Annotated in this window: 24 protein-coding genes; 13 read left to right on the top strand and 11 right to left on the bottom strand. The window is 53.7% G+C overall.

Going from position 1 to position 22,294, the window contains the following annotated elements:
- Positions 1 to 37: 37 nt before the first annotated feature.
- Positions 38 to 223 (top strand): hypothetical protein, encoded by a 186-nt coding sequence (locus HFD87_RS05765; RefSeq protein WP_033779101.1) that lies wholly within the window; start codon positions 38 to 40, stop codon positions 221 to 223.
- 151 nt (positions 224 to 374) lie between these two features.
- Positions 375 to 1,610: an MFS transporter gene (locus HFD87_RS05760; RefSeq protein WP_045140314.1), complete on the top strand. Its 1,236-nt coding sequence runs from the start codon at positions 375 to 377 to the stop codon at positions 1,608 to 1,610.
- Between the two features lie 92 nt (positions 1,611 to 1,702).
- On the opposite strand, the gene pspF is transcribed toward HFD87_RS05760, so the two are convergent.
- Positions 1,703 to 2,704: a phage shock protein operon transcriptional activator gene (gene pspF / locus HFD87_RS05755; RefSeq protein WP_010244584.1), complete on the bottom strand. Its 1,002-nt coding sequence runs from the start codon at positions 2,702 to 2,704 to the stop codon at positions 1,703 to 1,705.
- A 164-nt stretch (positions 2,705 to 2,868) separates the two neighbouring features.
- Here pspF and pspA point away from each other — a divergent pair, with 164 nt between their 5' ends.
- From pspA to HFD87_RS05725, 6 genes are all read left to right on the top strand, one after another.
- The gene (gene pspA, locus HFD87_RS05750; RefSeq protein WP_010244588.1) at positions 2,869 to 3,534 is read left to right on the top strand and encodes a phage shock protein PspA; all 666 of its coding nucleotides are present in this window, start codon (positions 2,869 to 2,871) and stop codon (positions 3,532 to 3,534) included.
- Positions 3,535 to 3,569: 35 nt separating this feature from the next.
- Entirely contained in the window at positions 3,570 to 3,797 is a 228-nt protein-coding gene (pspB, locus tag HFD87_RS05745) for an envelope stress response membrane protein PspB (protein WP_010244592.1), read from the top strand.
- The gene (gene pspC, locus HFD87_RS05740) at positions 3,794 to 4,144 is read left to right on the top strand and encodes an envelope stress response membrane protein PspC (protein ID WP_010244595.1); all 351 of its coding nucleotides are present in this window, start codon (positions 3,794 to 3,796) and stop codon (positions 4,142 to 4,144) included. The genes pspB and pspC overlap by 4 nt, the downstream gene beginning before the upstream one ends.
- A gap of 61 nt (positions 4,145 to 4,205) precedes the next feature.
- Positions 4,206 to 4,454, top strand: a complete 249-nt coding sequence (gene pspD, locus HFD87_RS05735) for a phage shock protein PspD (RefSeq protein ID WP_010244599.1) — start codon at positions 4,206 to 4,208, stop codon at positions 4,452 to 4,454.
- Positions 4,435 to 5,832 carry a YcjX family protein gene (locus HFD87_RS05730; protein WP_010244602.1) on the top strand — a complete coding sequence of 466 codons (1,398 nt, stop codon included), beginning with the start codon at positions 4,435 to 4,437 and terminating at the stop codon, positions 5,830 to 5,832. Before pspD ends, HFD87_RS05730 begins: the two co-directional genes overlap by 20 nt.
- Positions 5,829 to 6,890, top strand: a complete 1,062-nt coding sequence (locus tag HFD87_RS05725; protein ID WP_031591541.1) for a YcjF family protein — start codon at positions 5,829 to 5,831, stop codon at positions 6,888 to 6,890. The genes HFD87_RS05730 and HFD87_RS05725 overlap by 4 nt, the downstream gene beginning before the upstream one ends.
- A gap of 43 nt (positions 6,891 to 6,933) precedes the next feature.
- Here HFD87_RS05725 and HFD87_RS05720 read toward each other — a convergent pair whose 3' ends face one another.
- Genes HFD87_RS05720 through HFD87_RS05710 form a run of 3 tightly spaced genes read right to left on the bottom strand, consistent with a single transcriptional unit; the run spans position 6,934 to position 9,708 of the window.
- Positions 6,934 to 8,352 carry a hypothetical protein gene (locus HFD87_RS05720; RefSeq protein WP_167423068.1) on the bottom strand — a complete coding sequence of 473 codons (1,419 nt, stop codon included), beginning with the start codon at positions 8,350 to 8,352 and terminating at the stop codon, positions 6,934 to 6,936.
- A 49-nt stretch (positions 8,353 to 8,401) separates the two neighbouring features.
- Positions 8,402 to 9,352, bottom strand: coding sequence for a glycosyltransferase family 2 protein (locus tag HFD87_RS05715; protein ID WP_010244610.1), 951 nt, complete (start codon positions 9,350 to 9,352; stop codon positions 8,402 to 8,404).
- Positions 9,352 to 9,708 carry a GtrA family protein gene (locus HFD87_RS05710; protein WP_033769136.1) on the bottom strand — a complete coding sequence of 119 codons (357 nt, stop codon included), beginning with the start codon at positions 9,706 to 9,708 and terminating at the stop codon, positions 9,352 to 9,354. Before HFD87_RS05710 ends, HFD87_RS05715 begins: the two co-directional genes overlap by 1 nt.
- 229 nt (positions 9,709 to 9,937) lie before the next feature.
- On the opposite strand from HFD87_RS05710, the gene tyrR reads away from it, so the two are divergent.
- Entirely contained in the window at positions 9,938 to 11,503 is a 1,566-nt protein-coding gene (tyrR, locus tag HFD87_RS05705; protein WP_010244616.1) for a transcriptional regulator TyrR, read from the top strand.
- A 367-nt stretch (positions 11,504 to 11,870) separates the two neighbouring features.
- On the opposite strand, the gene tpx is transcribed toward tyrR, so the two are convergent.
- Positions 11,871 to 12,374, bottom strand: a complete 504-nt coding sequence (gene tpx / locus HFD87_RS05700; RefSeq protein ID WP_010244619.1) for a thiol peroxidase — start codon at positions 12,372 to 12,374, stop codon at positions 11,871 to 11,873.
- Positions 12,375 to 12,520: 146 nt separating this feature from the next.
- On the opposite strand from tpx, the gene ycjG reads away from it, so the two are divergent.
- Positions 12,521 to 13,504 carry an L-Ala-D/L-Glu epimerase gene (gene ycjG, locus HFD87_RS05695; RefSeq protein WP_167423067.1) on the top strand — a complete coding sequence of 328 codons (984 nt, stop codon included), beginning with the start codon at positions 12,521 to 12,523 and terminating at the stop codon, positions 13,502 to 13,504.
- Here the strand turns inward: ycjG and mpaA are convergent.
- Positions 13,479 to 14,186, bottom strand: a complete 708-nt coding sequence (mpaA, locus tag HFD87_RS05690; RefSeq protein ID WP_167423066.1) for a murein tripeptide amidase MpaA — start codon at positions 14,184 to 14,186, stop codon at positions 13,479 to 13,481. The two genes, ycjG and mpaA, sit on opposite strands and share 26 nt — an antisense overlap.
- Before the next feature lie 152 nt (positions 14,187 to 14,338).
- On the opposite strand from mpaA, the gene HFD87_RS05685 reads away from it, so the two are divergent.
- Both HFD87_RS05685 and zntB read left to right on the top strand, forming a co-directional pair.
- A complete protein-coding gene (locus HFD87_RS05685; RefSeq protein WP_010670219.1) occupies positions 14,339 to 15,958 on the top strand; it encodes an ABC transporter substrate-binding protein in 1,620 nt (539 codons plus the stop codon).
- 117 nt (positions 15,959 to 16,075) lie between these two features.
- A complete protein-coding gene (gene zntB, locus HFD87_RS05680; RefSeq protein WP_033771851.1) occupies positions 16,076 to 17,059 on the top strand; it encodes a zinc transporter ZntB in 984 nt (327 codons plus the stop codon).
- A gap of 486 nt (positions 17,060 to 17,545) precedes the next feature.
- On the opposite strand, the gene ttcA is transcribed toward zntB, so the two are convergent.
- The 4 genes from ttcA to HFD87_RS05660 form a co-directional block, all read right to left on the bottom strand.
- Entirely contained in the window at positions 17,546 to 18,481 is a 936-nt protein-coding gene (ttcA, locus tag HFD87_RS05675; protein ID WP_033779113.1) for a tRNA 2-thiocytidine(32) synthetase TtcA, read from the bottom strand.
- A 306-nt stretch (positions 18,482 to 18,787) separates the two neighbouring features.
- Positions 18,788 to 18,946 carry a hypothetical protein gene (locus HFD87_RS05670; RefSeq protein ID WP_167423065.1) on the bottom strand — a complete coding sequence of 53 codons (159 nt, stop codon included), beginning with the start codon at positions 18,944 to 18,946 and terminating at the stop codon, positions 18,788 to 18,790.
- 690 nt (positions 18,947 to 19,636) lie between these two features.
- Positions 19,637 to 19,897, bottom strand: coding sequence for a hypothetical protein (locus tag HFD87_RS05665; protein ID WP_163851597.1), 261 nt, complete (start codon positions 19,895 to 19,897; stop codon positions 19,637 to 19,639).
- A 213-nt stretch (positions 19,898 to 20,110) separates the two neighbouring features.
- Complete coding sequence (locus HFD87_RS05660) at positions 20,111 to 20,767, bottom strand: MgtC/SapB family protein (RefSeq protein WP_010244641.1); 657 nt, start codon at positions 20,765 to 20,767, stop codon at positions 20,111 to 20,113.
- A gap of 184 nt (positions 20,768 to 20,951) precedes the next feature.
- Between HFD87_RS05660 and HFD87_RS05655 the strand changes: the two genes are divergently transcribed.
- A complete protein-coding gene (locus HFD87_RS05655) occupies positions 20,952 to 21,227 on the top strand; it encodes a DUF333 domain-containing protein (protein ID WP_003853763.1) in 276 nt (91 codons plus the stop codon).
- Positions 21,228 to 21,258: 31 nt separating this feature from the next.
- On the opposite strand, the gene HFD87_RS05650 is transcribed toward HFD87_RS05655, so the two are convergent.
- Positions 21,259 to 22,251, bottom strand: coding sequence for a 2-hydroxyacid dehydrogenase (locus tag HFD87_RS05650; RefSeq protein WP_167423064.1), 993 nt, complete (start codon positions 22,249 to 22,251; stop codon positions 21,259 to 21,261).
- Positions 22,252 to 22,294 lie beyond the last annotated feature (43 nt).

The following is a 22,294-nucleotide window of genomic DNA, read 5'->3' as shown; positions in this document are numbered from 1 at the left end:
AAAATTCTCAATAACTTGTTTACAGATGATAATAAGAATGATTATTATTCATCTGCGCTTCGACGGTAGCTCTGCCGAAGAAGAGCACGACATTGCTCACATTGCTTCCAGTATCGTTGCCCGCCTGTTGGCGGGCTTTTTTTTGGCTTTTGCAGAGTGGCATGCCTGCCTGGACGGGGAAGGGAAAGCTGCTGAAAGAGCCGGCGCTTTGAATGCGGTGTAGCGATGAAAAAAGGGAGAGAAAAGTGAGGTAATGCTGATGTTATCTCTGCTGGCCTCCCGTTTAACTAAGCGGGTCCTGAATTAAACCGCACTTAACTATTACAAAAACGCAGGTACTATAAGCTCATCTTCTGGTCACCCACTTCCTGGCAATGAATAAATTCCAAAAAAACGTTCAGGCTTTTCAGCATACATCCTTTCGCTATCTCTTTTTTGGACGCCTGTTCACCGTGCTGGGCAATGGGATTGCACCCATTGCGCTGGCTTTCGCGGTACTGGATATTGGCGGGTCTGCTTCTGATTTAGGGATAGTGGTTGCGTCCCGTTCACTGTGTAACGTGCTTTTCCTGCTGGTGGGCGGTGTTGTCGCCGATCGCTACTCACGCAGTCGGGTATTAGTTTCATCGGCAGTAGTTGCCGCTGTTTCTCAGGCTATCGTCGCCTGGTCTGTACTCGATGGCTCAGCAACTGTCATTAGCCTGACTTTGCTGGGTGCCCTGAATGGTGCGGCGGCAGGCATCGCACTGCCTGCATCGTCTGCGCTGGTTCCGCAGGTAGTTCCTGCAACGGATTTGCGTCAGGCTAACGCGTTAATTCAGCTGGGTATTTATGGCGGTACAGTAATGGGGGCATCGCTGGGGGGAATTATCACCAGCGCTGTCGGGCCGGGCTGGGGGCTGGCAATTGATGCGCTGGGTTTTGCTGTTTCCGCGCCGCTCTATTTCCTGATCCGTGTGAAATCGAATAAAGCCGCGGATTCGCAAGGCAATATCCTGCGCGATATCAAAGAAGGCTGGGCAGAGTTCGCCGGACGAAGCTGGATTTGGTCGATAGTCCTTCAGTTCGCCATTATCAACGTCGCGTTCAATGGAATTGTAGAGGTATTTGGCCCGATGATTGCCGACGCCTCTTTCGGGCGGGCGCGATGGGGAATTATTGTGGCTGCTCATAGCGTAGGTTTAATTGCAGGTTCATTTCTGGCCATGAAATGGCATCCACGTCGTGACCTTCTGATTGGCGCGATGCTGGCGGGTCTTTGCGCACTTCCAATATTTATGCTGAGCCAGAATGCGTCAGCAGCACTGCTGATAGTGGGATTCTTCATTGCTGGCATGTCATTGGGCCTGTTCGGCGTAACCTGGGCGCACTCATTACAGACTCATATCCCACCGGATAAGCTGGCTCGCGTGTACGCTTATGATGCGATGGGTTCCTTTATCGCCATTCCCTTTGGACAACTGGTCGCGGGGCCGCTGGCAACACACTTTGGTATGAGTGCTGTATTGCTGATGTCAGCGCTGGCCGTGGTGATGGCTACCGCTGGCGTCGGTCTGGTTCCTGCCATCAGGCAACCTGAAAAAATGGGGACTAAGTCGCACAACACATAATGGATAGGTGGCTCAACGTGAAAAAAAGCCCGGTTTATACCGGGTTGTTAATTCACAAAGCAGAGAAAAATCATAGGTTGGGGCGGCGTTAATTAACTCTCTGCTTTTATATCGTGCTTCTTCATCATTGCGCGCAACTGATGATAGGTGACGCCTAATAAGCCAGCCGCACGGCGTTGGTTATAACGTGCCTGTTGCAGGCTGGCTTCCACCAGATCCCGCTCCTGCTGATTCTGCCATTGACGCAGATCCAGCGGCAGGGCAGGCAGCGCGCTGCTATCCGCCTCCTGACTGGTCCGGATGACAGCAATCGGTTCAGGGCGTGAAGCAAACGGGTTGATAATCACATTATCCAGCGGCTGCTCGCTGCTGTTATGACGATAGACCGAGCGCTCCACCACGTTTTTAAGTTCGCGAACGTTGCCGGGCCAGTGGTAATCAAGCAGAGCCTGCTGTGCCCGTGCGGTAAAGCCGGGAAAAAGTAACAGGCCGAGCTCGCGACACATCTGGATAGCGAAATGGTCGGCCATCACCAGTATATCGCTGCGTCGTTCGCGCAGTGGCGGTAACTGCACCACATCAAAGGCCAGACGATCCAGCAAATCGGCGCGGAATTTTCCCGCCGCCGCCAGCGCGGGCAGGTCTTCGTTGGTCGCACAGACCAGTCGCACATTTACCTGCAGGGAGTGATTGCCGCCGACCCGCTCCAGCTGTCCATATTCAATTACCCTGAGCAGCTTTTCCTGAACCAGCATCGGTGCCGTTGCCAGCTCATCGAGAAACAGCGTGCCGCCGTCAGCACGTTCAAAACGGCCAAGATGGCGCTTCTGCGCCCCGGTAAAGGCGCCAGCCTCATGACCAAACAGTTCAGAATCGAGCAGATTTTCATTCAGCGCGGCACAGTTCAGCGAGATAAACGGCCCCTGCCAGCGGTCAGAGAGATAGTGCAGTCGGCTGGCGATCAACTCTTTGCCCGTTCCACGCTCGCCAATCACCAGTACCGGTTTCTCAAGGGGAGCCAGTTTGGAAACCTGCTCCAGCACCTCAAGAAAATTGTTCGACTCCCCCAGGAGATTATCGCTAGTGCCTGTCATGATGAATTTCGCCACCCATTAATCATTTTGACTATCTTAAAACAAGCGGGAAAGGCTGTAAAATTTAAAATATGATAATAATCAATAAATTATAAAATTGGCACGCATTTTGTATTAACTCAGCAGGACTTCACGTTTTAAAACATTAAAAGAGGAACATCATTATGGGTATTTTTTCTCGTTTCGCCGACATCGTTAATGCCAACATTAATTCTTTGCTGGAGCGTGCGGAAGATCCGCAGAAACTGGTCCGGCTGATGATTCAGGAAATGGAAGACACCTTAGTTGAAGTACGCTCCACCTCTGCACGCGCACTGGCTGAAAAGAAACAGTTGTCACGCCGTATTGATCAGGCGGAGATTCAGCAGGCTGAGTGGCAGGAAAAAGCGGAGCTGGCGCTGCGCAAAGATAAAGATGATCTGGCCCGTTCGGCGCTGATTGAAAAACAGAAACTGACCGATCTTATCGCCTCCCTGAAACAGGAAGTGGGTCATGTTGAAGAGACGCTGGAGCGCATGAAAGGCGAAATCAGCGAGCTGGAGAAAAAACTGAGTGAGACACGTGCCCGCCAGCAGGCGTTGACGCTGCGTCATCAGGCGGCCTCTTCATCACGCGATGTTCGTCGTCAGCTGGACAGCGGTAAGATCGATGAAGCAATGGCCCGGTTTGAATCTTTTGAACGTCGCATCGACCATATGGAAGCGGAAGCAGAAAGCCACGGTTTTGGTAAACCAAAGACGCTGAACCAGGAGTTTACTGACCTGAAAGCGGACGATGAAATCAGCGAGCAGCTTAATGCGCTGAAAGCCAAAATGAACCGCAGTGAGTAATCATCGACGTTGCGATAAGTGATTAAGGAGAGTCAATGAGCGCACTTTTTTTCGCCATACCGTTAACGATCTTCGTGTTGTTTGTCGCACCGATCTGGTTATGGCTGCATTACAACAACAAACGCAACGGCGGTTCGGAACTGTCGCAAAGCGAAATCCAGCGCCTGCAGCGCGTGACACAGGACGCGCAGCGGATGCGCGAACGTATTGACGCGCTGGAAGCGATTCTGGACGCTGAACATCCAAACTGGAGGCAGCCATGATTAAAGGACGCAAGTTGTGGCGCAAGCCAGATGAAGGGAAATTTATGGGTGTCTGCGCAGGCCTGGCAGAGTATCTCGATATTCCGGTTCGTCTGCTGCGTGTCATCGTGGTGTTATCACTGTTCTTTGGCCTGTTTCTCTTTACGGTGATCGCCTACTTTGTGCTGGGTTTTGTACTGGATGTGAAACCCGCCTCTGCCTCCCAGACTGAGCGCCAGCCCAGCGCCAGTGAACTGCTGGATCAGCTGGAGAGCACCCTGCAACGGGATGAGCGCAGCGTGCGCGACCTGGAACGCTATGTGACGTCTGAAACCTTCAGCGTGCGCAGCCGCTTCCGCCAGATTTGATTCTGCTACTGTTATTGCCGGGCCTGTCTCAGGCCCGTTCGCTCACTCAATGGAGGTGTTGATGTCTTTTTCGCGATCCACTGCTTTTCGTCACCGCGCGGCACCTGCATTGAAGTCGGCCGCTAAATTCATCATTATTAATGCTGTTACCTACGGTCCCGCCGGTGTCACTGGCTGGGCAGTGAAATCGGTAGCGCGACGCCCGTTACGTCTGCTGCTGGCTGTGGCGCTTGAGCCATTGCTGAAACGCGTGATGAACCGGCTGGCATCGCGCTTCATCAGGGAGAAAGATGAAAAGACTGCAAACTGAATTGATGGCGTTGATGAACCGTGGCGTTGATCGCCACCTGCGGCTGGCGGTAACCGGATTAAGCCGTAGCGGCAAAACCGCCTTCATCACCTCACTGGTTAATCAGCTTTTAACCGTTCACAGCGGCGCGCGTTTGCCGCTGTTTTCCGTGGTGCGGGATGAGCGCCTGTTAGGCGTAAAGCGGGTGCCCCAGCGTGACATGGGCACGGCCCGTTTCACCTATGACGAAGGGCTGGCACAGCTCTACAGCACGCCGCCTGCCTGGCCCACCCCCACACGCGGCGTCAGCGAAATGCGACTGGCGCTGCGTTACCGCCCCAATGATTCGCTGCTGCGTCACCTGAAAGAGACCGCGACACTCTATCTGGAGATTGTCGACTATCCAGGCGAATGGCTGCTGGATCTGCCGATGCTGGCGCAGGATTATCTCGCCTGGTCCCGGCAGATGAACGGTCTGCTGCAGGGCGATCGCGCTGAGTGGGCAAAGCCCTGGCGAACCCTCTGCGAAAAACTCGACCCGCTTGCACCCGCCGATGAAACCCAGCTGGCAGAGATTGCCGCTGCCTGGACCGACTATCTGCATCGCTGTAAATCTGAAGGCTTACACTTTATTCAGCCCGGTCGCTTCGTGCTGCCTGGCGATATGGCAGGCGCCCCCGCACTGCAGTTCTTCCCCTGGCCGACGGCTGATGAAGCGCAACTCACTAAGCTGGCACAGGCGGACAAGGGCAGTAACTTCAGCATGCTGCAGCAGCGGTTTAACTACTACTGTCAGCATGTGGTGAAAGGTTTCTATAAAAACCATTTCCTGCGCTTTGACCGCCAGATTGTGCTGGTTGACTGCCTGCAACCGCTTAACAGCGGACCCCAGGCGTTTAACGACATGCGGCTGGCACTGACGCAGCTGATGCAGAGTTTTCATTACGGTCAGCGAACCCTGTTTCGTCGGCTCTTTTCACCGGTAATCGACAAATTGCTGTTTGCCGCCACCAAGGCCGATCACATCACCAGCGATCAGCACGGCAATATGGTGTCACTGTTGCAGCAGCTGGTGCAGGATGCCTGGCAGAACGCGGCGTTTGAGGGGATTAGCATGGATTGCATCGGGCTGGCGTCGGTGCAGGCGACGCAGAGCGGGCTGGTCGATCACCGGGGCGAGAAGATCCCGGCCCTGCGCGGAAACCGGCTGGATGATGGTGAGCCGCTCACCGTCTATCCGGGTGAAGTCCCGCCGCGTCTGCCTGGTAATGCCTTCTGGCAGCAGCAGGGTTTTCAGTTTGAACAGTTCCGGCCGCAGCAGCTTGACGTCGATCGCCCGCTGCCACATATCCGCATGGATGCCGCGCTGGAATTTTTATTGGGAGATAAATTGCGATGAGTGATCCGCTGAAGCCGCGTATCGATTTTGCCCGTCCGCTGGATGAGAGCAGCACCACGCCGCTGCGCCCGGCGCAGACTTTTGAAGCGGAAGCGCAGGCGGCGTTTCTGGCGGTTCAGGATGAAGAAGTCGCTGTCGAAGAGGAGGGCGCAGGTGAACGGGCGGTGGAGGCTGCGCTGAAACCTAAGCGCAGCCTGTGGCGCAAACTGGTGACCGCTGGCGTGCTGCTGTTTGGCGTCAGCGTGATTGCGCAGGGTGTCCAGTGGACACATGACGCCTGGCTGGCCCGCGACTGGTTTTCACTGGGCAGTGGCGTGGCGGGTGGTCTGATCGTCCTGGCGGGTGTGGGTGCGCTGACCACCGAGTGGCGCCGTCTCTATCAGCTGCGTCAGCGCGCCGAGGAGCGGGATGTGGGCCGTGAGCTGCTGCACAGTCATGGCATCGGCAAAGGCCGGGCCTTCTGCGAAAAACTGGCGCAGCAGGCAGAGCTGGATCAGGCGCATCCGGCCCTGCAGCGCTGGCATGCTTCGCTGCACGAAACCCACAATGACAGTGAAATTGTCCGTTTATATGCGCAACTGGTGCAGCCGGTGCTGGATCGGCAGGCGCGGCGCGAAATCAGCCGTCATGCTGCTGAAGCCACGCTGATGATTGCGGTCAGCCCGCTGGCGCTGGTGGATATGGCGTTTATCGCCTGGCGTAATCTGCGGCTGGTCAATCGCATCGCGGCTATTTACGGCATTGAGCTGGGTTACTTCAGCCGCATCCGGCTGTTCCGTCTGGTGCTGCTCAACATGGCCTTTGCCGGGGCTTCCGAACTGGTGCGGGAAGTGGGTATGGACTGGATGTCGCAGGATATTGCCGCCCGTCTTTCCACGCGCGCCGCGCAGGGCATTGGCGCGGGTTTGCTGACTGCAAGACTGGGCATCAAAGCGATGGAGCTGTGCCGTCCACTGCCGTGGCTGGAGCAGGATAAACCACGGCTCGGCGATTTCCGTCGTGAGCTGCTGGGCCAGTTGAAAGAGGCGTTGCAGAAGGGCGGCAATAAGTCAGCCTGACGCTCTCGTGACAAATTAAAGGCGGCATTGCCGCCTTTATTCTTTAGTGTGGCTGGCGCAGCACCTGTCGGGAGTCGATGACCAGACACTCACCCGGACAGCCCGACTCATCAGTGATCACCGGATCCGCTGGCAGCGTGTAGGCCATTCCATTTTTCTCCCTGATAAAATGCGCCATCCCGCCGAATGTCCATGACATGCTTAACCCCAGTCCGCCGAAGTCGTCATATTTCCGTAGCGTCGCAACCTTGGGCAGATACTCCCCGGTCAGCCGATAATAGAGCGCACCCTGAAAATCTTTAGGTACCTGCTGAGTGATTGCCTGCTCAAGCAGGGCAAATTCTTTGCGGGCGGGTACCGAGTAGCCATTAATCAGGTGACTTATCGACAGCGAGGCGGCAGCTATCACCAGCAGTGCATAATAGGTTTTTTTCCATTTTAACTTTTTGCTGATTTCAAACAGGCCCAGGATAAACGCGCTGGTGGTGATCAGCGCACCGGCAATCAGGGTCCGGTAGGCCGCCATACTTTCACTGACAATCAGATTAGGCAGCGCGGCAATCAGCAATAAGATAAACATCAGATAAAATTTGTCATTGCCCGCTGCTTTAATTTTCTTCAGTCCAAAGCCAATAATGATCGATGAGATGATCACCGATACTGTTTTTGCGCCGAGGTCAAAGTTACAGATAACGTTCTTAAGGTATTCGCTGAAAAACCATTTCAGTTTAACCGGGACGTCGTAGCTGAATGCGGAACGCGGCAGCGAATGGCCATAAATCTGTACGGGCAGTACCTTCGAGGCAATGAGCGCTGCGAACATTCCTGCGCCCAGCACCATCAGAGAGATTACCGCACGCTTCTTATCGATTTTCCGTTCTGAAAGGCACAAATCCAGTGCGGCAAAGAAGGTAAAGCTCATCGCAGCCGGTTGATAAAGACAGAAGGCCATGGTCAGCAGGCAGACCGCTATAATGCGACCTGTGATGCCCGGTTTTATCGAGAAGCGGTAGCTGGCACCTGCCAGCAGAATTGCAGCGATATAGGGAAAGCAGGATGCCCATGCAATATAAACCTGGAATGAGGGCAGCAGACAAAGCAATAACGCAAAGGTGATCCGCTGAGCCTGATTTTCCAGCAGCGCATATTTCTGACACAGGGTATAGATGTAGTATCCGGTAAAAATGAGCAGAACAATTGCGACAGAACGCAGCAGTGCCAGGCGTTCTACGCTCTCCACCAGAAAAGAGGCGCTGTACTGAATAATGCCATATACCGGCCTGCCGGATAACGTGTCCCAGTTTAGAATACTCAGCTTGTCAAAATTAGCCCAGTAGAGGTTCGTCCAGTCATCGGTGTAGGCGTAATGGGTTAAATAAGCAGGACTGTAAGCAATCAGGAAAACTATCACAAAAAGCAAAAAGACCTGACGGCGGGTTATGCCGGTATCAGTGGCGATCATCTGTCATCCTTATTAATCTGTCCATCTTCTCTGCCCCTGAGTGGGCAATTTAGTCGGTATTCTGAGGGGAGTTAATTTTTTTCGGCGCGGATTTTCGCAAAATATAGCGAGGACGATTTTTGGTTTCCATGTAAATGCGGCCGATATATTCACCCAGCACGCCAATCCCAATAAGCTGAACGCCACCAAGAAACAGCACGGAAACCAGAATAGAGGGGTAGCCTGGCACCGGGTTACCAAACAGCAACTTATCCAGGATCATCCAGAGTCCATATAGAAAAGCTAGCGAGGCCACCAGAAAACCCAGATATGACCAGATGCGAAGTGGAACCGTAGAGAATGAGGTCAGTCCCTCCAGCGCAAGATTCCACAGCTTCCAGCCGCCGAATTTACTGTGGCCCGCGATCCGCTCAGTACGCACATATTCTACGATATCAGTCTTTCCGCCGACCCAACTCAGAATCCCCTTCATAAAGAGATTCTTCTCGGGCAGCAGCTTAATATTCTCGACAACTTCACGCGACATCAGCCGGAAATCACCGACATTCTCTTCTATCTGCGGATGGCTGATGCTGTTATGCAGTTTGTAAAACCAGCGGGCGGTTTTGCGTTTGAGGTGGCCATCGGCACTTCTGTCCATCCGCTTGGCAAGAACAATATCAGCACCCGCCAGCCACTTGTTGATCATCTCAGGGATAACAGTGATGGGGTCCTGTAAATCCACATCAATCGGGATAACGGCATCGCCGGTTGCGGCTTCCAGGCCGGCAAACAGCGCGGGTTCCTTGCCGAAATTACGAATAAACGACAGGCTAAGTACCAGCGGATCGCTCTGACTCAGTTGGGTAATCAGCGCATGCGTTGCATCTGTGCTGCCATCATCAACAAAAACAATCTCAACCTGCCAGGCTGCCAGCGCTTCATATTTTCTGACCGCGTCATAAAAAAGAGGGATGACCTCCTCTTCATTAAATACCGGTACCACCAGAGAGATTTTCATTATTCTCCTTTAAATACGATAAAGCGGGAAAAAAGAAAGCCACACGCCAGACTGATAGCCGATGAGGTGATCAGCGTAATAATCGGATAGAGGCCGAATCGATCAGCCAGATAACCGACGCTGAATGCCATCGCGCCCATAAAAACGACGTAAAGAATATATCGCCACGCTGTCGCCTGCTGGTTAAATGTCCAGCGCGCATTAACAAAGAAAGAGAAGGTGACGGCCAGGCAAAAAGCAATCAGGTTCGCGGTCGACTGGAACAGCCCCAGACTGAGGCAAATAAAAAAGGTCACCCAATGAATCAGGGTATTTACCAGACCCACAGTCAGATATTTTGCGAAGAAAGTCAGCATTTTATAATCATTTCTAATCGGTTGGGCAAAATATACAGCAATCCGCCAGCAATCAACAGTCTGGTGCTGACAAAGGCTGACAATCAGTGAGGGCTCGGCTGATCCAGCAGGGCAGTACAAAAGTCCGCCATACGCGCCGGAGCTGTCAACTTTTCCTGACAGATTCCTTTCTGCAGGTGCGCGACTTAGCGTATTATTGTCTTATCTGAACCTGATTAAGGCGAACGCAATGCGTCTGGAAGTGTTCTGTCAGGACCGACTCGGTCTGACGCGTGAACTGCTCGATCTGCTGGTGGCACGCAACATTGATTTACGCGGTATCGAAATCACGGCGCTGGGCCGCATCTACCTGAACTTTTCTGCACTGGAATTTGACGCCTTCAGCAATCTGATGGCGGAAATCCGGCGTACACCGGGCGTAACAGATGTGCGCACGGTAGCGTACATGCCCTCTGAACGCGAGCATCGTGCACTGAGCGCCCTGTTGGTGGCGATGCCGGATCCGGTTTTCTCCATCGATCTGAAAAGCAAGGTTGAACTGGCTAATCCGGCCGCACAGAACCTGTTTAATCTCGATGAAGAGAAGATGCGCAACTTCAGCGCCGGTAACCTGATTAACGGCTTCAACTTCATGCGCTGGCTGGAGAGCGATCGGGTTGAAGCGCAGGCGCAGCATGTGGTCATTGAGGGCCGCGATTTTCTGATGGAAGCGCGTCCTATTTATCTGCCGGGCGAAGAGGGCCAGATCAACAGGCCAGTGGGGGCGATGGTGATGCTGAAGTCGACAGCCCGCATGGGTCGTCAGTTGCAGAATCTGGTGGTCACCGATGAATCGGAGTTTGACCATATCATTGCTGTCACGCCGAAGATGCGTCAGGTGGTGGATCAGGCGCGTAAACTGGCGATGCTCGATGCGCCCTTACTGATCGTTGGCGACACCGGCACCGGGAAAGATATGCTGGCACGCGCCTGCCATCTGCGCAGTGCCCGCGGCAAGAATCCCTTCCTGGCGTTGAACTGTGCCTCTCTGCCCGACGACGTCGCCGAAAGCGAGCTGTTTGGTCATGCCGCCGGAGCCTATCCGAATGCGCTGGAAGGTAAGAAGGGCTTTTTTGAGCAGGCTAATGGCGGCTCAGTGCTGCTGGATGAGATTGGTGAGATGTCGCCGAGAATGCAGACCAAGCTGCTGCGTTTTCTCAATGATGGCACCTTCCGCCGCGTCGGTGAAGAGCATGAAGTGCATGTCAATGTGCGGGTAATCTGCGCTACGCAGAAAAACCTGATTGAGCTGGTGCAGCGCGGGGAGTTCCGCGAGGATCTCTTTTACCGGCTCAATGTGCTGACGCTGCAACTGCCGCCTCTGCGCGATCGTCCGCAGGATATTCTGCCGCTGACCGAGATGTTTGTTGCCCGCTTTGCGGATGAGCAGGGGATGGCGCGTCCGCGACTCTCGCCGCAGCTTAACGCTTTTCTGACTCGCTACGCCTGGCCTGGTAACGTGCGTCAGCTGAAAAATGCGCTTTATCGGGCGTTAACCCAACTGGAAGGTTACGAACTGCGTCCGCAGGATATCGTGTTGCCTGAACAGGCACTGGATGTGTCACTGGGTGATGAGGCGCTGGAAGGGACGCTGGATCAGATCACCAGCCGTTTCGAACGGTCAATTCTGACGCGACTCTATCTCTCCTATCCCAGCACCCGAAAACTGGCAAAACGGCTTGGTGTGTCGCATACGGCGATTGCGAATAAATTGCGGGAGTATGGTCTGGGGCAGAAGCGCACCGAAAGCGAATAAGTGAAGGACTGCAGGTGAGAAGTGGGTAAGCTGATTATCCGTTGGATATGGTCGATAGAGTCTGGCCCATCTGGCTTTGAGGCTGAGCCTGCTCAGGGAACCGGGTCAGATCGGAAAGACGCAAAAGGCGTCATCCCTGACACGCTCGGCACGCGCGATTACGCACCTCATCCCTGAGGTGCGCCCGTAACCGGGCCAACGCTTTACGTTGTTCAAAAACGCTCCCGGCGTTTTTGTCCCTGGCGCGTGACGCTTTCCTCTTCTGACCCGGTTCCCTGTGCGTTGAGCTTCTTCGTTGCTGCCAGAACCACCCTGATACGGGTTTGCCAGCAGTTTGAAGCGGATAACTCGGTTATCCGTTTTTTTATTACTTCAGCGCGGTCAGCGCAGCGTCATAATCTGGCTCAGTAGTGATTTCATCAACCAGCTGGCTGTAGATCACTTTATCGTTCTCATCCAGCACAATTACGGCACGTGCGGTCAGACCTTCCAGCGCACCATCGGCAATTTCCACGCCATAATCATATTTAAACTCCGAGCCGCGCAGCGTCGACAACGTCACCACGTTGTTCAGGTTTTCTGCGCCACAGAAGCGCGACTGGGCAAACGGCAGATCGGCAGAGATGCATAATACCACGGTGTTATTCAGTTCGCTCGCGGCCTGATTGAATTTGCGCACCGATGAAGCACAGACACCGGTATCAACACTCGGGAAAATGTTCAGAATTTTGCGTTTTCCTGCATACTCAGAGAGCGCGACGTTGACCAGGTTTTTCGCTACCAGCGTGAAAGCTTTGGCTTTATCGCCAGCCTGAGGAAACTGACCAGCAACCGGTACGGCATTACCCTGAAAATGAACAGTCTGAGACATAGTGATTCCTTTTAATGATAAAAAAGATCTGACACAAAACGGCTAAAGATAGCCGTTGTTTATGACATAAATGTTAAGGGTTTACGAGTTCAATTGTGGAATTTAACGTGGCGGTCTGCCACTGCGTCGCACATTGTGGAGTGGAAATGAGAACGGTAAAAAGTTATCCCGAAGCCTGGCCGTTGCATACGCCGTTTGTCATTGCCCGTGGAACCCGGACTGAAGTCAAAGTGGTGGTGGTTGAAATTGAGGAAGACGGAGTAAAAGGCGTTGGCGAAGCGACGCCTTATGCGCGCTATGGTGAAAGCGAGGCGTCGGTACTGGCGCAAATCGCCGCGCTGCTGCCCGCGCTGCAACAGGGCATGACGCGCGAGGCGTTACAACAGGCGCTGCCCGCCGGGGCGGCGCGCAACGCCATTGACAGCGCTCTGTGGGATCTCGCCGCACATCAGCAGCAGAGCAGCCTCTGGCAGCTTAGTGGCGTGACTGCACCGGAGGATGTGGTGACCGCGCAGACCGTCAGCATTGATACTCCCGAGGCGATGGCCAGCAGCGCGCTGGCGCTGTGGCAGCATGGGGCAACACTACTGAAGATTAAGCTGGATAATAATTTCATTACCGAACGGCTGATGGCGATTCGCGCCGCCGTGCCGGACGCGACCCTGATTGTGGATGCCAATGAATCCTGGCACGCCGAAGGTCTGGCGGCGCGCTGTCAGCTGCTGGCGGACATCAATGTGGCGATGCTGGAACAGCCCCTGCCAGCGGGTGAGGATGCGGCGCTGGAGAACTTTATCCATCCATTACCGATCTGCGCCGATGAGAGCTGTCACACCCGTGACAGCCTGGCGTCGCTGCGAGGCCGTTATGAGATGGTCAATATCAAGCTGGATAAAGCGGGCGGGCTGACCGAGGCGCTGGCGCTGGCCGATGCGGCTCAGCAGCAGGGGTTTGCGGTCATGCTCGGCTGCATGCTCTGCACCTCGCGGGCTATACGCGCCGCACTGCCACTGGTGCCGCAGACTCGCTTTGCCGATCTCGACGGGCCGACCTGGCTGGCGGTGGATGCAGAACCGGCGATTAAAGTGCGCAACGGTCAGCTGATCATTGCTGCCAGCGCAGCAGATTAACCATCATCTCCAGGTAGGTTTCAGTGGCTTCATCCACTGAAATCACCGGCATTTCAGCAGTGACGCAGGGCAGGCTGAGATCTTTACACCAGCTGCCGAATGAGCCTGGCGTGTCATAACCAACGCTGCTGACTCGCGGAAGGCCGGTGTGGCTGGCCAGCCAGCCACCAATCTCTGCCTGATGCGGGTCGTCGATACAGCCCAGCGGTTCATGCCATGAGACGATCCAGCGTGGTTTCAGCTGATGAATCAGCGCACAGAGCGCCTGGGTTTCCGGTTCAGAAGCCGGATGAGTTCCGCTCGAGAGCGCCACATCACGCTCATCGGCAGCGCTGTTCCAGCGATACACCGTCTCGCCTGACTGCCAGTTCGCCGCCGGAAAGTTGCGGTTGAGATCGACGCCGTTTGCGTTCGCGCGCAGTCCGAGCTGACAGCCATCAGGATTGACCGCCAACACCACGTGGTGCCGACGGATTCCATCAGGCAGCGTCCGTAATGCGGCGGAGAGGGTGGCGATGGCCGCATTCTCATCACCGTGAGTGCCCGCCAGAATCAACCCGCTCTCGGGATCGCCCAGCGGCGCCGGAAACCAGAGCAGCGGCGCGCCCAGCACTGAGCGGCCATACTGCTGATAGGGGACGTCCAGTTTGCCGCGCAGGGGACGTGGATGGAGTGGCGACATAGTTATTTCCTCAAAGGGTTTTACTAAAAGTAGCGGAAAAGCCGTGCGCGGAAAATAGCTATTTATCTGTCAGCCATTTGCGCTAAAGTGCCCTGCACAAGTTGCATCGGCAACAGACTGATGCAGCGCTTCTTTGGGGTAAAGGAGTGATAATGGTCAAGACCTTTCGCATGACGCTGGCAGCAATCAGCCTGAGCAGCATCATCACACCCGCCATCGCGGCGAATCCACCCGCTGGCGCACAGCTGGCTGAACAGCAGCAGATCGTTCGCCATATTAAAGATGAACCCGCTTCGCTCGATCCGCTTAAAGCGGTAGGACTGCCTGAAATTCAGGTGATACGCGATCTGTTTGAAGGGCTGACCAATCAGGATGCGCAGGGCAAAATCGTGCCGGGTGTTGCGCAGAGCTGGAGCAGCAGTGATAACAAAACCTGGGTCTTTACGCTGCGTAATAACGCGCGCTGGTCGAACGGTGATCCGGTCACGGCTCAGGATTTTGTCTACAGCTGGCAGCGCCTGGTCGATCCGAAAAACAGTTCAGCCTTTGCCTGGTTCGCGGGCTTAAGCGGTATTCAAAATGCGGCAGCGATAACCAAAGGCGAAATGACGCCCGACAAGCTGGGTGTGGTCGCACAGAGTAAAAACCAGCTGAAGGTGACGCTGGATCGTCCGGTGCCGTGGTTCCCGGCGCTGGTGGCTAACGTGGCGCTTTTCCCGGTGCCGCAGAAAATTATTGCGCAACAGGGTGACAGCTGGACGTCACCCGGCAAACTGGTGGGCAACGGGGCCTATCAGCTTAGCGAACGCGTAGTGAACGAAAAAATCGTACTGACACGTAATCCTCACTACTGGGATGATGCCCATTCGGTGCTGACGAAAGTGACTTTCGTGCCGATTAATGAAGAGTCGAGCGCCACTAAACGTTATCGATCCAACGATATTGATATCACCGAATCCTTCCCGAAAAACATGTATGCACTACTGAAGAAAACCCTGCCCGGAGAGGTCTACACACCTGACCAGTTAGGCACCTATTACTACGCGTTTAACACGCAGAAAGGGCCGACGGCCGATGTGCGGGTTCGCAAAGCGCTCTCCTGGTCTATCGACCGGAAAGTGATTGCTGAAAAAGTGCTGGGAACCGGTGAGAAACCGGCGTGGCACTTTACGCCAGATGTGACAGCAGGCTTTAAGCCACTGCCCACGTTCATGCAACAGCACGATCAGAACAGCCTGAATGCACAGGCCAAATCGCTGCTCGCTGCTGCCGGTTACGGTCCCGGCAAGCCGCTGAAACTCAAACTGCTCTACAACACCTCTGAGAGCCACCAGAAGATTGCGATTGCAGTGGCCTCGATGTGGAAAAAGAACCTCGGTGTGGATGTCACGCTGGAGAACCAGGAGTGGAAAACCTATATCGACAGCCGTAACAGCGGAAACTTCGATGTGATCCGCGCCTCGTGGGTCGGTGACTACAATGAACCCTCCACTTTCCTGAATCTGCTGACGTCGGGCAACAGCAGCAACATCGCGCGCTTTAACAACGCGGATTATGATGCGGTTATCGCCAAAGCCAGCCGGGAGACCAGCGATCAGGTACGTAACAGCGATTACAATCGTGCTGAGCAGATCCTGGCTGAGCAGGCTCCGATCGCCCCCATCTATCAGTACACCAATGGCCGCCTGATTAAACCCTGGGTCAAAGGCTATCCCATCACTAACCCTGAAGATGTCGCCTACAGTCGCGAACTGTGGATTGAAAAGCACTAAGTGCAGGTGGCCGGTCAACCGGCCACCCTCTGACATCTTTCTACACAGCCCGGAGATTGCAACTCAACACCGTCACGCTAGACTGTATCGTATTGATTTTAGTGGTGAGGCGACGGTGTGGACGTAATTGAAGGAAAAGCGTTACAGGTTTCAGATGCCATAATTTCCTGCCAGCTGGATGGCAAGGGCGGGATGATCCCGATTGCTGAAGATGAAGTCATCCAGTGTGAGCAGCCCTGCTGGCTCCATCTGAACTATACCCACCGTAAGAGCGCGGAATGGCTGCAGTCGACGACACAGATCCCTGATGCCGTGCGTGACGCCTTAGCGGGCGACAGTATGCGTCCACGCGTCAGCCGGCTGGGCGACGGCTTTATGATCGTGCTGCGCAGCGTCAACCACAACAGCGATGCGCGTCGCGACCAGCTGGTGGTGATGCGGGTATTTATCAACGATAAGCTCATCGTCTCGACCCGGCGGCGTAAAGTTTCTGCCGTCGATGAAGTCCTCACGGATTTGCAGAATGGTAATGGCCCGATTGACTGCGGCAGCTGGCTGGTCGATATCTGTGATGCCCTGACCGATCACACCAGCGAGTTTATCGAAGATTTACATGACAAAATCATTGAGCTGGAAGATGCGCTGCTTGACCAGCGGATGCCGGCACGAGGCGAACTCGGCCTGCTGCGTAAACAGCTGATTGTGATGCGGCGGTATATGGCACCGCAGCGGGATGTCTATGCGCGGCTGGCCAGTGAAAAACTGGCCTGGATGGATGACAGCGAACGGCGCCGGATGCAGGAAATCGCCGATCGGCTGGGACGCGGGCTGGATGATCTGGATGCGGGGGTGGCGCGTACCGCGATTCTGGCTGATGAGGTTGCTTCTGCGATGGCGGAGTCGATGAACCGACGTACCTATACCATGTCACTGATGGCGATGATTTTTCTGCCAGCCACCTTCCTGACCGGCCTGTTTGGCGTCAACCTGGGCGGTATTCCAGGCGGCGAATGGCGATACGGTTTCTCTATCTTCTGTCTGCTGCTGGTGGCACTGGCCGTGGGGGTAGCGGGGTACCTGCGCAAGCGGCGCTGGCTCTAGCGTTATGCGTAGCGTATCGGTTATCTGCGCTGAAAATCCAGTTAAGGACGCAAAAGCTGATCGACATCAAGAACCCATTGTCGCTGCTGACGCAAACTCTCTCCCGCAGGTGAATGCAACGTCAAGCGATGGGCGTTGCGCTCCATATTGTCTTACTTCCTAATTTAGAATTAATGCATAGCACATTTAATTCGAAACATGCCGGCCCGTGTGCCGGCTTTTTTTTTGCCCGCCTGGCTGTAACGCCGTTCCTTACCTAAGCTTAAAGTCCATTCGCAACAAAAGGAGTACGGCATGAGCGCGATTCTTAACAGCGAGCCGATCCCCACGGATCCGATCCCGATTCCTGAGCCTATTCCTCAACCACAACCCCAGCCTGATCCGCCGACAGATCCGGAATTTCCGCCGATAATGGATCCACCACCGCATCGCAACATATAAAAAAAGGGCGTGCTGCCAGCAGCACGCCCTTAACCTTTCCAGCACTTATTTAATCTGAATCACATCCAGACGCGCGCTGGTATCCGGGGCATCCTCTTCATCAGCCCGCCAGCCAATTGGCTGCAGCGGCAGAGATTCCCGGTCAAAGGCGAGATCCCCGCCGTCAACCACCGCATCGCCATGCTTAATGCCTTTAAAATCGAACAGGTTGATATCCGCCATATGTGACGGCACCACATTCTGCATCGCGCTGAACATGGTTTCGATACGGCCAGGATAGCGCTTATCCCAGTCTCGCAGCATATCGGCCACCACCTGACGCTGCAGGTTCGGCTGAGAACCGCAGAGGTTACACGGAATAATCGGGAACTGACGCGCTTCTGAGAAGCGGATGATATCTTTCTCGCGGCAGTAAGCCAGCGGACGGATCACAATCTGCTTGCCATCGTCGCTCATCAGCTTTGGCGGCATGCCTTTCATTTTTCCGCCGTAAAACATGTTCAGGAACAGCGTCTGCAGAATGTCATCGCGATGGTGGCCCAGCGCAATTTTAGTACAGCCCAGCTCAGTTGCGACGCGATAGAGAATGCCACGGCGCAGGCGCGAGCAGAGTGAGCAGGTGGTTTTGCCTTCCGGGATCTTATCTTTGACGATGGAGTAGGTATCTTCTTCGATAATCCGATACTCAACGCCCTGCGACTCAAGATATTCCGGCAGGATATGCTCAGGGAAGCCCGGCTGTTTCTGGTCGAGGTTAACGGCAATAAGACTGAAGTTGACCGGCGCACTTTTTTGCAGACTGCGCAAAATTTCCAGCATGGTGTAGCTGTCTTTGCCGCCCGACAGGCAGACCATGATGCGGTCGCCTTCTTCAATCATATTAAAATCTGCAATGGCTTCGCCGACGTTACGACGCAGACGTTTTTGCAGTTTATTGAGGTTGTACTGTTCTTTCTTGTCAACCGTTTGATTATATTGCATTTTTACCTATCTCAAAATCCAGAAAGCGTAGCTAAAGGGCAAATTGCCGTGCGCGTTCAGCCAGACACTTCACTGCGGTGTCACGAATATGCAGCGTATGGTACGGATTGTTGCCGCGAATGCCAGTACTGGAGTGAAGTAATCAGCGGATAGCCGCCCGGGGAGTCCGGCAGAGACTACCCGTTAAGGGGGCAGCGACATAAATCGATGCGGCGGTACTCAGTGAAAAATGAGGGCAGGCCTTACCAGGTCATTACCCAAAAATTGCGGGCTGATGTGTCACGGATAGCGTTCAACTATACGATGTCAGCTGGCTGGCACATCTTTCCACTGGCAATCGATTTCATCATTGTGCGCAGAACAGGATGGCAGTAATGCCTGGTAAGCATCAGCCCGCGCATTCTCTTTTTTTGCCGCACAACCCGCAGTCATAAAAATGATTGAGATAATTAACAGATATTTCATCAGAGCGACCAGTTAACAAAAAAAAGAGCATGCACCGCTATTAATCAATCATGCATAAACGGAGTCCTGTTTATGCTTATCTGATTTGAAATTTTCCTTCGAATTGTTGCTATAAATTCGCAGGGAGTTAAATATCCTGATGTACTGTTAATTTCATTAACGCCTGAATCTGAAAAACACTGCTGTTGAATATGCGTTGACACTGCCGGGTTATAATTGGGAATGCGTAAGATGCACAGGCATCAGTGTTTTTTTGTATCCCATTAAATCTGAATCGATTTTACTGGCACATATCGCCACGTCCAAATCTGTTGCTTTTCAAAGCAGACGGGTGAAATTAAAGCCATTAAAGTGAATGTGAAAGTTAAAAAGGGCGGCTTTAATTTTTACACTCATAACTGTTTTTCCTGAGAGACCAGCTGTGACTTCATCGTTCCGCACATCATGGTAATGCGGGCAGCGTAACAAATCGTTAAATTGCTGGCTATATATGTGAATAAGGACGGAGCAAACTTTAAATTCGATGAGACATCCGGTAAACACTCACGATATAAAAAATTATGGTGTCCGATTTATATTGACGCTGATACTCTTTTTACTCTGCTATGTTGCAGTCATGTATTGCGGCGTTTTGTTGCTGGTAAACCGACATGGATTACTGCATTTCCTGCTGCACTGAATTTATTATTGCTAGCCACAGGCTTTAAAAATCCAGCGATAAGCATGATGTAAAAAATGTCTGAGCACTTCCAGCAAACTTTCAGCGCCTTCCCCCAGCAGACACTGTCCGGTCTCAAGCGCATTATTTACGGAATTACGATGATCCAGGATCATCATGATGGCCATAGCGCCCGCAATCAGCGTAAAGATAAGCATGCTCAGTACTGGCCAGCTACTTTTACGTACAGAAGCGGACAGGGTTTCGTCACGATGGTCAGAGTTCTGGCGCATTTTTCACCGGATAAATGGTTACCTTAATAAACAATCACGGATTATGACATTAATTCCCGGCGGGCTCTATATCTCAGGTCAGGCTGCATGATGATGATAATAGATGAATCTGATGGAGAGGGCAGAAGGCAGTGCATACTGATAACTCCCTTCTGCAACGTCCTGGCGCTGAACGGCCTGTGTTCAGCAGGAATGATCTTTATGTAGAGGGATTTACATCATCTCCAGCGACTGAACTCCTTTGATCTCCATGACCTTATCGTAGAGGTGAGCATCGTTTGACTTTCGGGACAGCGTCACCTGAACACTGAGCTCACACAGACCACTCTCCTCATCCCGGTTAATCACCGTCACATTGCCGTAGCGAATGCCTTCCCGCTGCATGACCAGCAGCACCAGCGGCACACTTTTGGGCTTAAGAAAAACCAGCAGCGTATGATGTTTACCGATGAGAAAATGGCTCAGGCGGCGGAAGACTTCCAGCACCACCAGCGCCAGCACCGTGCCATAAATGCCGATCTCATACATGCCGCTGCCAATCACCAGACCAATCGCCGCAGTCACCCATAATCCCGCCGCCGTGGTTAAGCCTTTCACCACCTGCTTCTGAATCATAATGGTGCCTGCGCCAAGGAAACCCATGCCGCTGACTACCTGGGCAGCAATACGGCTGGGATCCAGTGCCACATGGTCACTATTGAGCATATCGGCGAAGCCATATTTCGATACCAGCATAAACATCGCACTGCCGATACCGACCAGAATATGGGTACGCAGTCCCGCTTCTTTGGCCCGCATCTGGCGCTCCATGCCGATCAGGCCGCCGAGAATACCGGCCAGCGCTATGCGAATTAACATATCCATTAACATGGCTTTACTCCGAATTAATAAGGGCCGAAAAAGGGTGACAGTTCAGCGATAACAGGTAAACAAGATAATTCTGCTTGCAAATGACGCCGGAGAATTTTGTAAAAAGCTGTTTCACCTCTCGACCCGTTGTGCTGCCTGACATATGCTGAGCCAGCCTTTTCCCCCACTTCCCGGAGTCCGACTGATGAAAGCAGCCACCTTTTTGCTGGCCGGTGCCGCGTTATTACTCTCTGCCTGCAGCAGCAACAGTGATGATAACGAGCCACCGCAACAAGCCACCGCCGCCCACATCCAGCCACGGGTGGTGATGTCTTCCCTTGCAGAAAGCACCTGTTCGAATGCGGGCGGAACGCTGGCATTTTCGCATCAGCTGGATGGCTCAAGAGTGGGGATGTGTCAGTTAGTCAATGGCCGTCGCTGTGATGAGCAGGCGTTAATTGGCGGGAATTGCGCGCGCTGATGATCAGGCCGGATTGCTCCGGCCCGCACAGTCAGGCAGAGAGCCGGTTCGGGCAGTTTTCACCCCGGTCGAACTGGCTGAGATTATTCAGTGTCGTTTCAGAAATGGCGGTCAGCGCTTCGGCGGTTAAAAACGCCTGATGGCCGGTGAACAACACGTTATGGCACGCCGACAGACGGCGGAACACATCGTCCTGAATCACATCATTCGACTTATCTTCAAAGAACAGATCACGTTCATTCTCATAAACATCCATGCCGAGCGCGCCGATTTTCTGCTGTTTCAGCGCGTCAATCGCCGCCTGTGAATCAATCAGACCACCCCGACTGGTATTGATAACCATCACCCCATCGCGCATCTGTTTAAACGCGTCGGCGTTGAGCAGATGATGATTCTCCGGCGTCAGCGGACAGTGCAGGGTAATGACGTGGGATTCAGCAAACAGCGTCTTCAGATCGACATATTCCGCGCCCAGTTCCAGCGCCTGCTCACTCGGGTAGGGATCATACGCCAGCAGCCGCATACCAAAACCTTTCAGAATCCGCATCGTCGCGATCCCGATTTTACCGGTACCGATAACACCCGCGGTTTTGTTATGCATGTTAAAACCGGTCAGGCCGTCGAGCGAAAAGTTTGCGTCACGGGTACGCTGATAAGCGCGATGAATACGGCGATTCAGGGTCATCATCAGGCCGATAGTATGTTCAGCGACCGCTTCCGGTGAGTAGGCCGGCACGCGCACCACTTCCAGACCCAGCTCTTTTGCAGCAGCCAGATCAACATTATTGAAACCGGCACAGCGCAGCGCGATATATTTCACACCCAGCCCGGCCAGCTCTTCCAGCACCGGGCGACTGCCGTCATCGTTTACAAAGATACAGACGGCATCGCAACCCACAGCGGTTTTGGCGGTGCTTTCAGAGAGTAAAAAGTCAAAAAACACCAGTTCAAAGCCGAACTGCTGATTGACCTGCTCAAGGTATTTCTGATCGTAATGTTTGGTGCTGTAAACCGCGATTTTCATCGTTGTGCTCCTGCAGAGGTGATAGAGCAAGGATAACGTTTTC

The sequence above is a fragment of the Pantoea sp. EKM21T genome, assembly GCF_011800405.1.
In the GTDB taxonomy this organism is placed as follows: Bacteria; Pseudomonadota; Gammaproteobacteria; order Enterobacterales; family Enterobacteriaceae; genus Pantoea; species Pantoea agglomerans.
This window is presented reverse-complemented; position numbering and strand designations above follow the sequence as displayed.

Bases quoted from the DNA above. Each gene is read 5' to 3' on its own strand.
- HFD87_RS05765 (WP_033779101.1), top strand. From the start codon at position 38: ATGATTATTATTCATCTGCGCTTCGACGGTAGCTCTGCCGAAGAAGAG.
- HFD87_RS05760 (WP_045140314.1), top strand. From the start codon at position 375: ATGAATAAATTCCAAAAAAACGTTCAGGCTTTTCAGCATACATCCTTT.
- pspF (WP_010244584.1), bottom strand. From the start codon at position 2,704: ATGACAGGCACTAGCGATAATCTCCTGGGGGAGTCGAACAATTTTCTT.
- pspA (WP_010244588.1), top strand. From the start codon at position 2,869: ATGGGTATTTTTTCTCGTTTCGCCGACATCGTTAATGCCAACATTAAT.
- pspB (WP_010244592.1), top strand. From the start codon at position 3,570: ATGAGCGCACTTTTTTTCGCCATACCGTTAACGATCTTCGTGTTGTTT.
- pspC (WP_010244595.1), top strand. From the start codon at position 3,794: ATGATTAAAGGACGCAAGTTGTGGCGCAAGCCAGATGAAGGGAAATTT.
- pspD (WP_010244599.1), top strand. From the start codon at position 4,206: ATGTCTTTTTCGCGATCCACTGCTTTTCGTCACCGCGCGGCACCTGCA.
- HFD87_RS05730 (WP_010244602.1), top strand. From the start codon at position 4,435: ATGAAAAGACTGCAAACTGAATTGATGGCGTTGATGAACCGTGGCGTT.
- HFD87_RS05725 (WP_031591541.1), top strand. From the start codon at position 5,829: ATGAGTGATCCGCTGAAGCCGCGTATCGATTTTGCCCGTCCGCTGGAT.
- HFD87_RS05720 (WP_167423068.1), bottom strand. From the start codon at position 8,352: ATGATCGCCACTGATACCGGCATAACCCGCCGTCAGGTCTTTTTGCTT.
- HFD87_RS05715 (WP_010244610.1), bottom strand. From the start codon at position 9,352: ATGAAAATCTCTCTGGTGGTACCGGTATTTAATGAAGAGGAGGTCATC.
- HFD87_RS05710 (WP_033769136.1), bottom strand. From the start codon at position 9,708: ATGCTGACTTTCTTCGCAAAATATCTGACTGTGGGTCTGGTAAATACC.
- tyrR (WP_010244616.1), top strand. From the start codon at position 9,938: ATGCGTCTGGAAGTGTTCTGTCAGGACCGACTCGGTCTGACGCGTGAA.
- tpx (WP_010244619.1), bottom strand. From the start codon at position 12,374: ATGTCTCAGACTGTTCATTTTCAGGGTAATGCCGTACCGGTTGCTGGT.
- ycjG (WP_167423067.1), top strand. From the start codon at position 12,521: ATGAGAACGGTAAAAAGTTATCCCGAAGCCTGGCCGTTGCATACGCCG.
- mpaA (WP_167423066.1), bottom strand. From the start codon at position 14,186: ATGTCGCCACTCCATCCACGTCCCCTGCGCGGCAAACTGGACGTCCCC.
- HFD87_RS05685 (WP_010670219.1), top strand. From the start codon at position 14,339: ATGGTCAAGACCTTTCGCATGACGCTGGCAGCAATCAGCCTGAGCAGC.
- ttcA (WP_033779113.1), bottom strand. From the start codon at position 18,481: ATGCAATATAATCAAACGGTTGACAAGAAAGAACAGTACAACCTCAAT.
- HFD87_RS05670 (WP_167423065.1), bottom strand. From the start codon at position 18,946: ATGAAATATCTGTTAATTATCTCAATCATTTTTATGACTGCGGGTTGT.
- HFD87_RS05665 (WP_163851597.1), bottom strand. From the start codon at position 19,897: ATGCGCCAGAACTCTGACCATCGTGACGAAACCCTGTCCGCTTCTGTA.
- HFD87_RS05660 (WP_010244641.1), bottom strand. From the start codon at position 20,767: ATGTTAATGGATATGTTAATTCGCATAGCGCTGGCCGGTATTCTCGGC.
- HFD87_RS05655 (WP_003853763.1), top strand. From the start codon at position 20,952: ATGAAAGCAGCCACCTTTTTGCTGGCCGGTGCCGCGTTATTACTCTCT.
- HFD87_RS05650 (WP_167423064.1), bottom strand. From the start codon at position 22,251: ATGAAAATCGCGGTTTACAGCACCAAACATTACGATCAGAAATACCTT.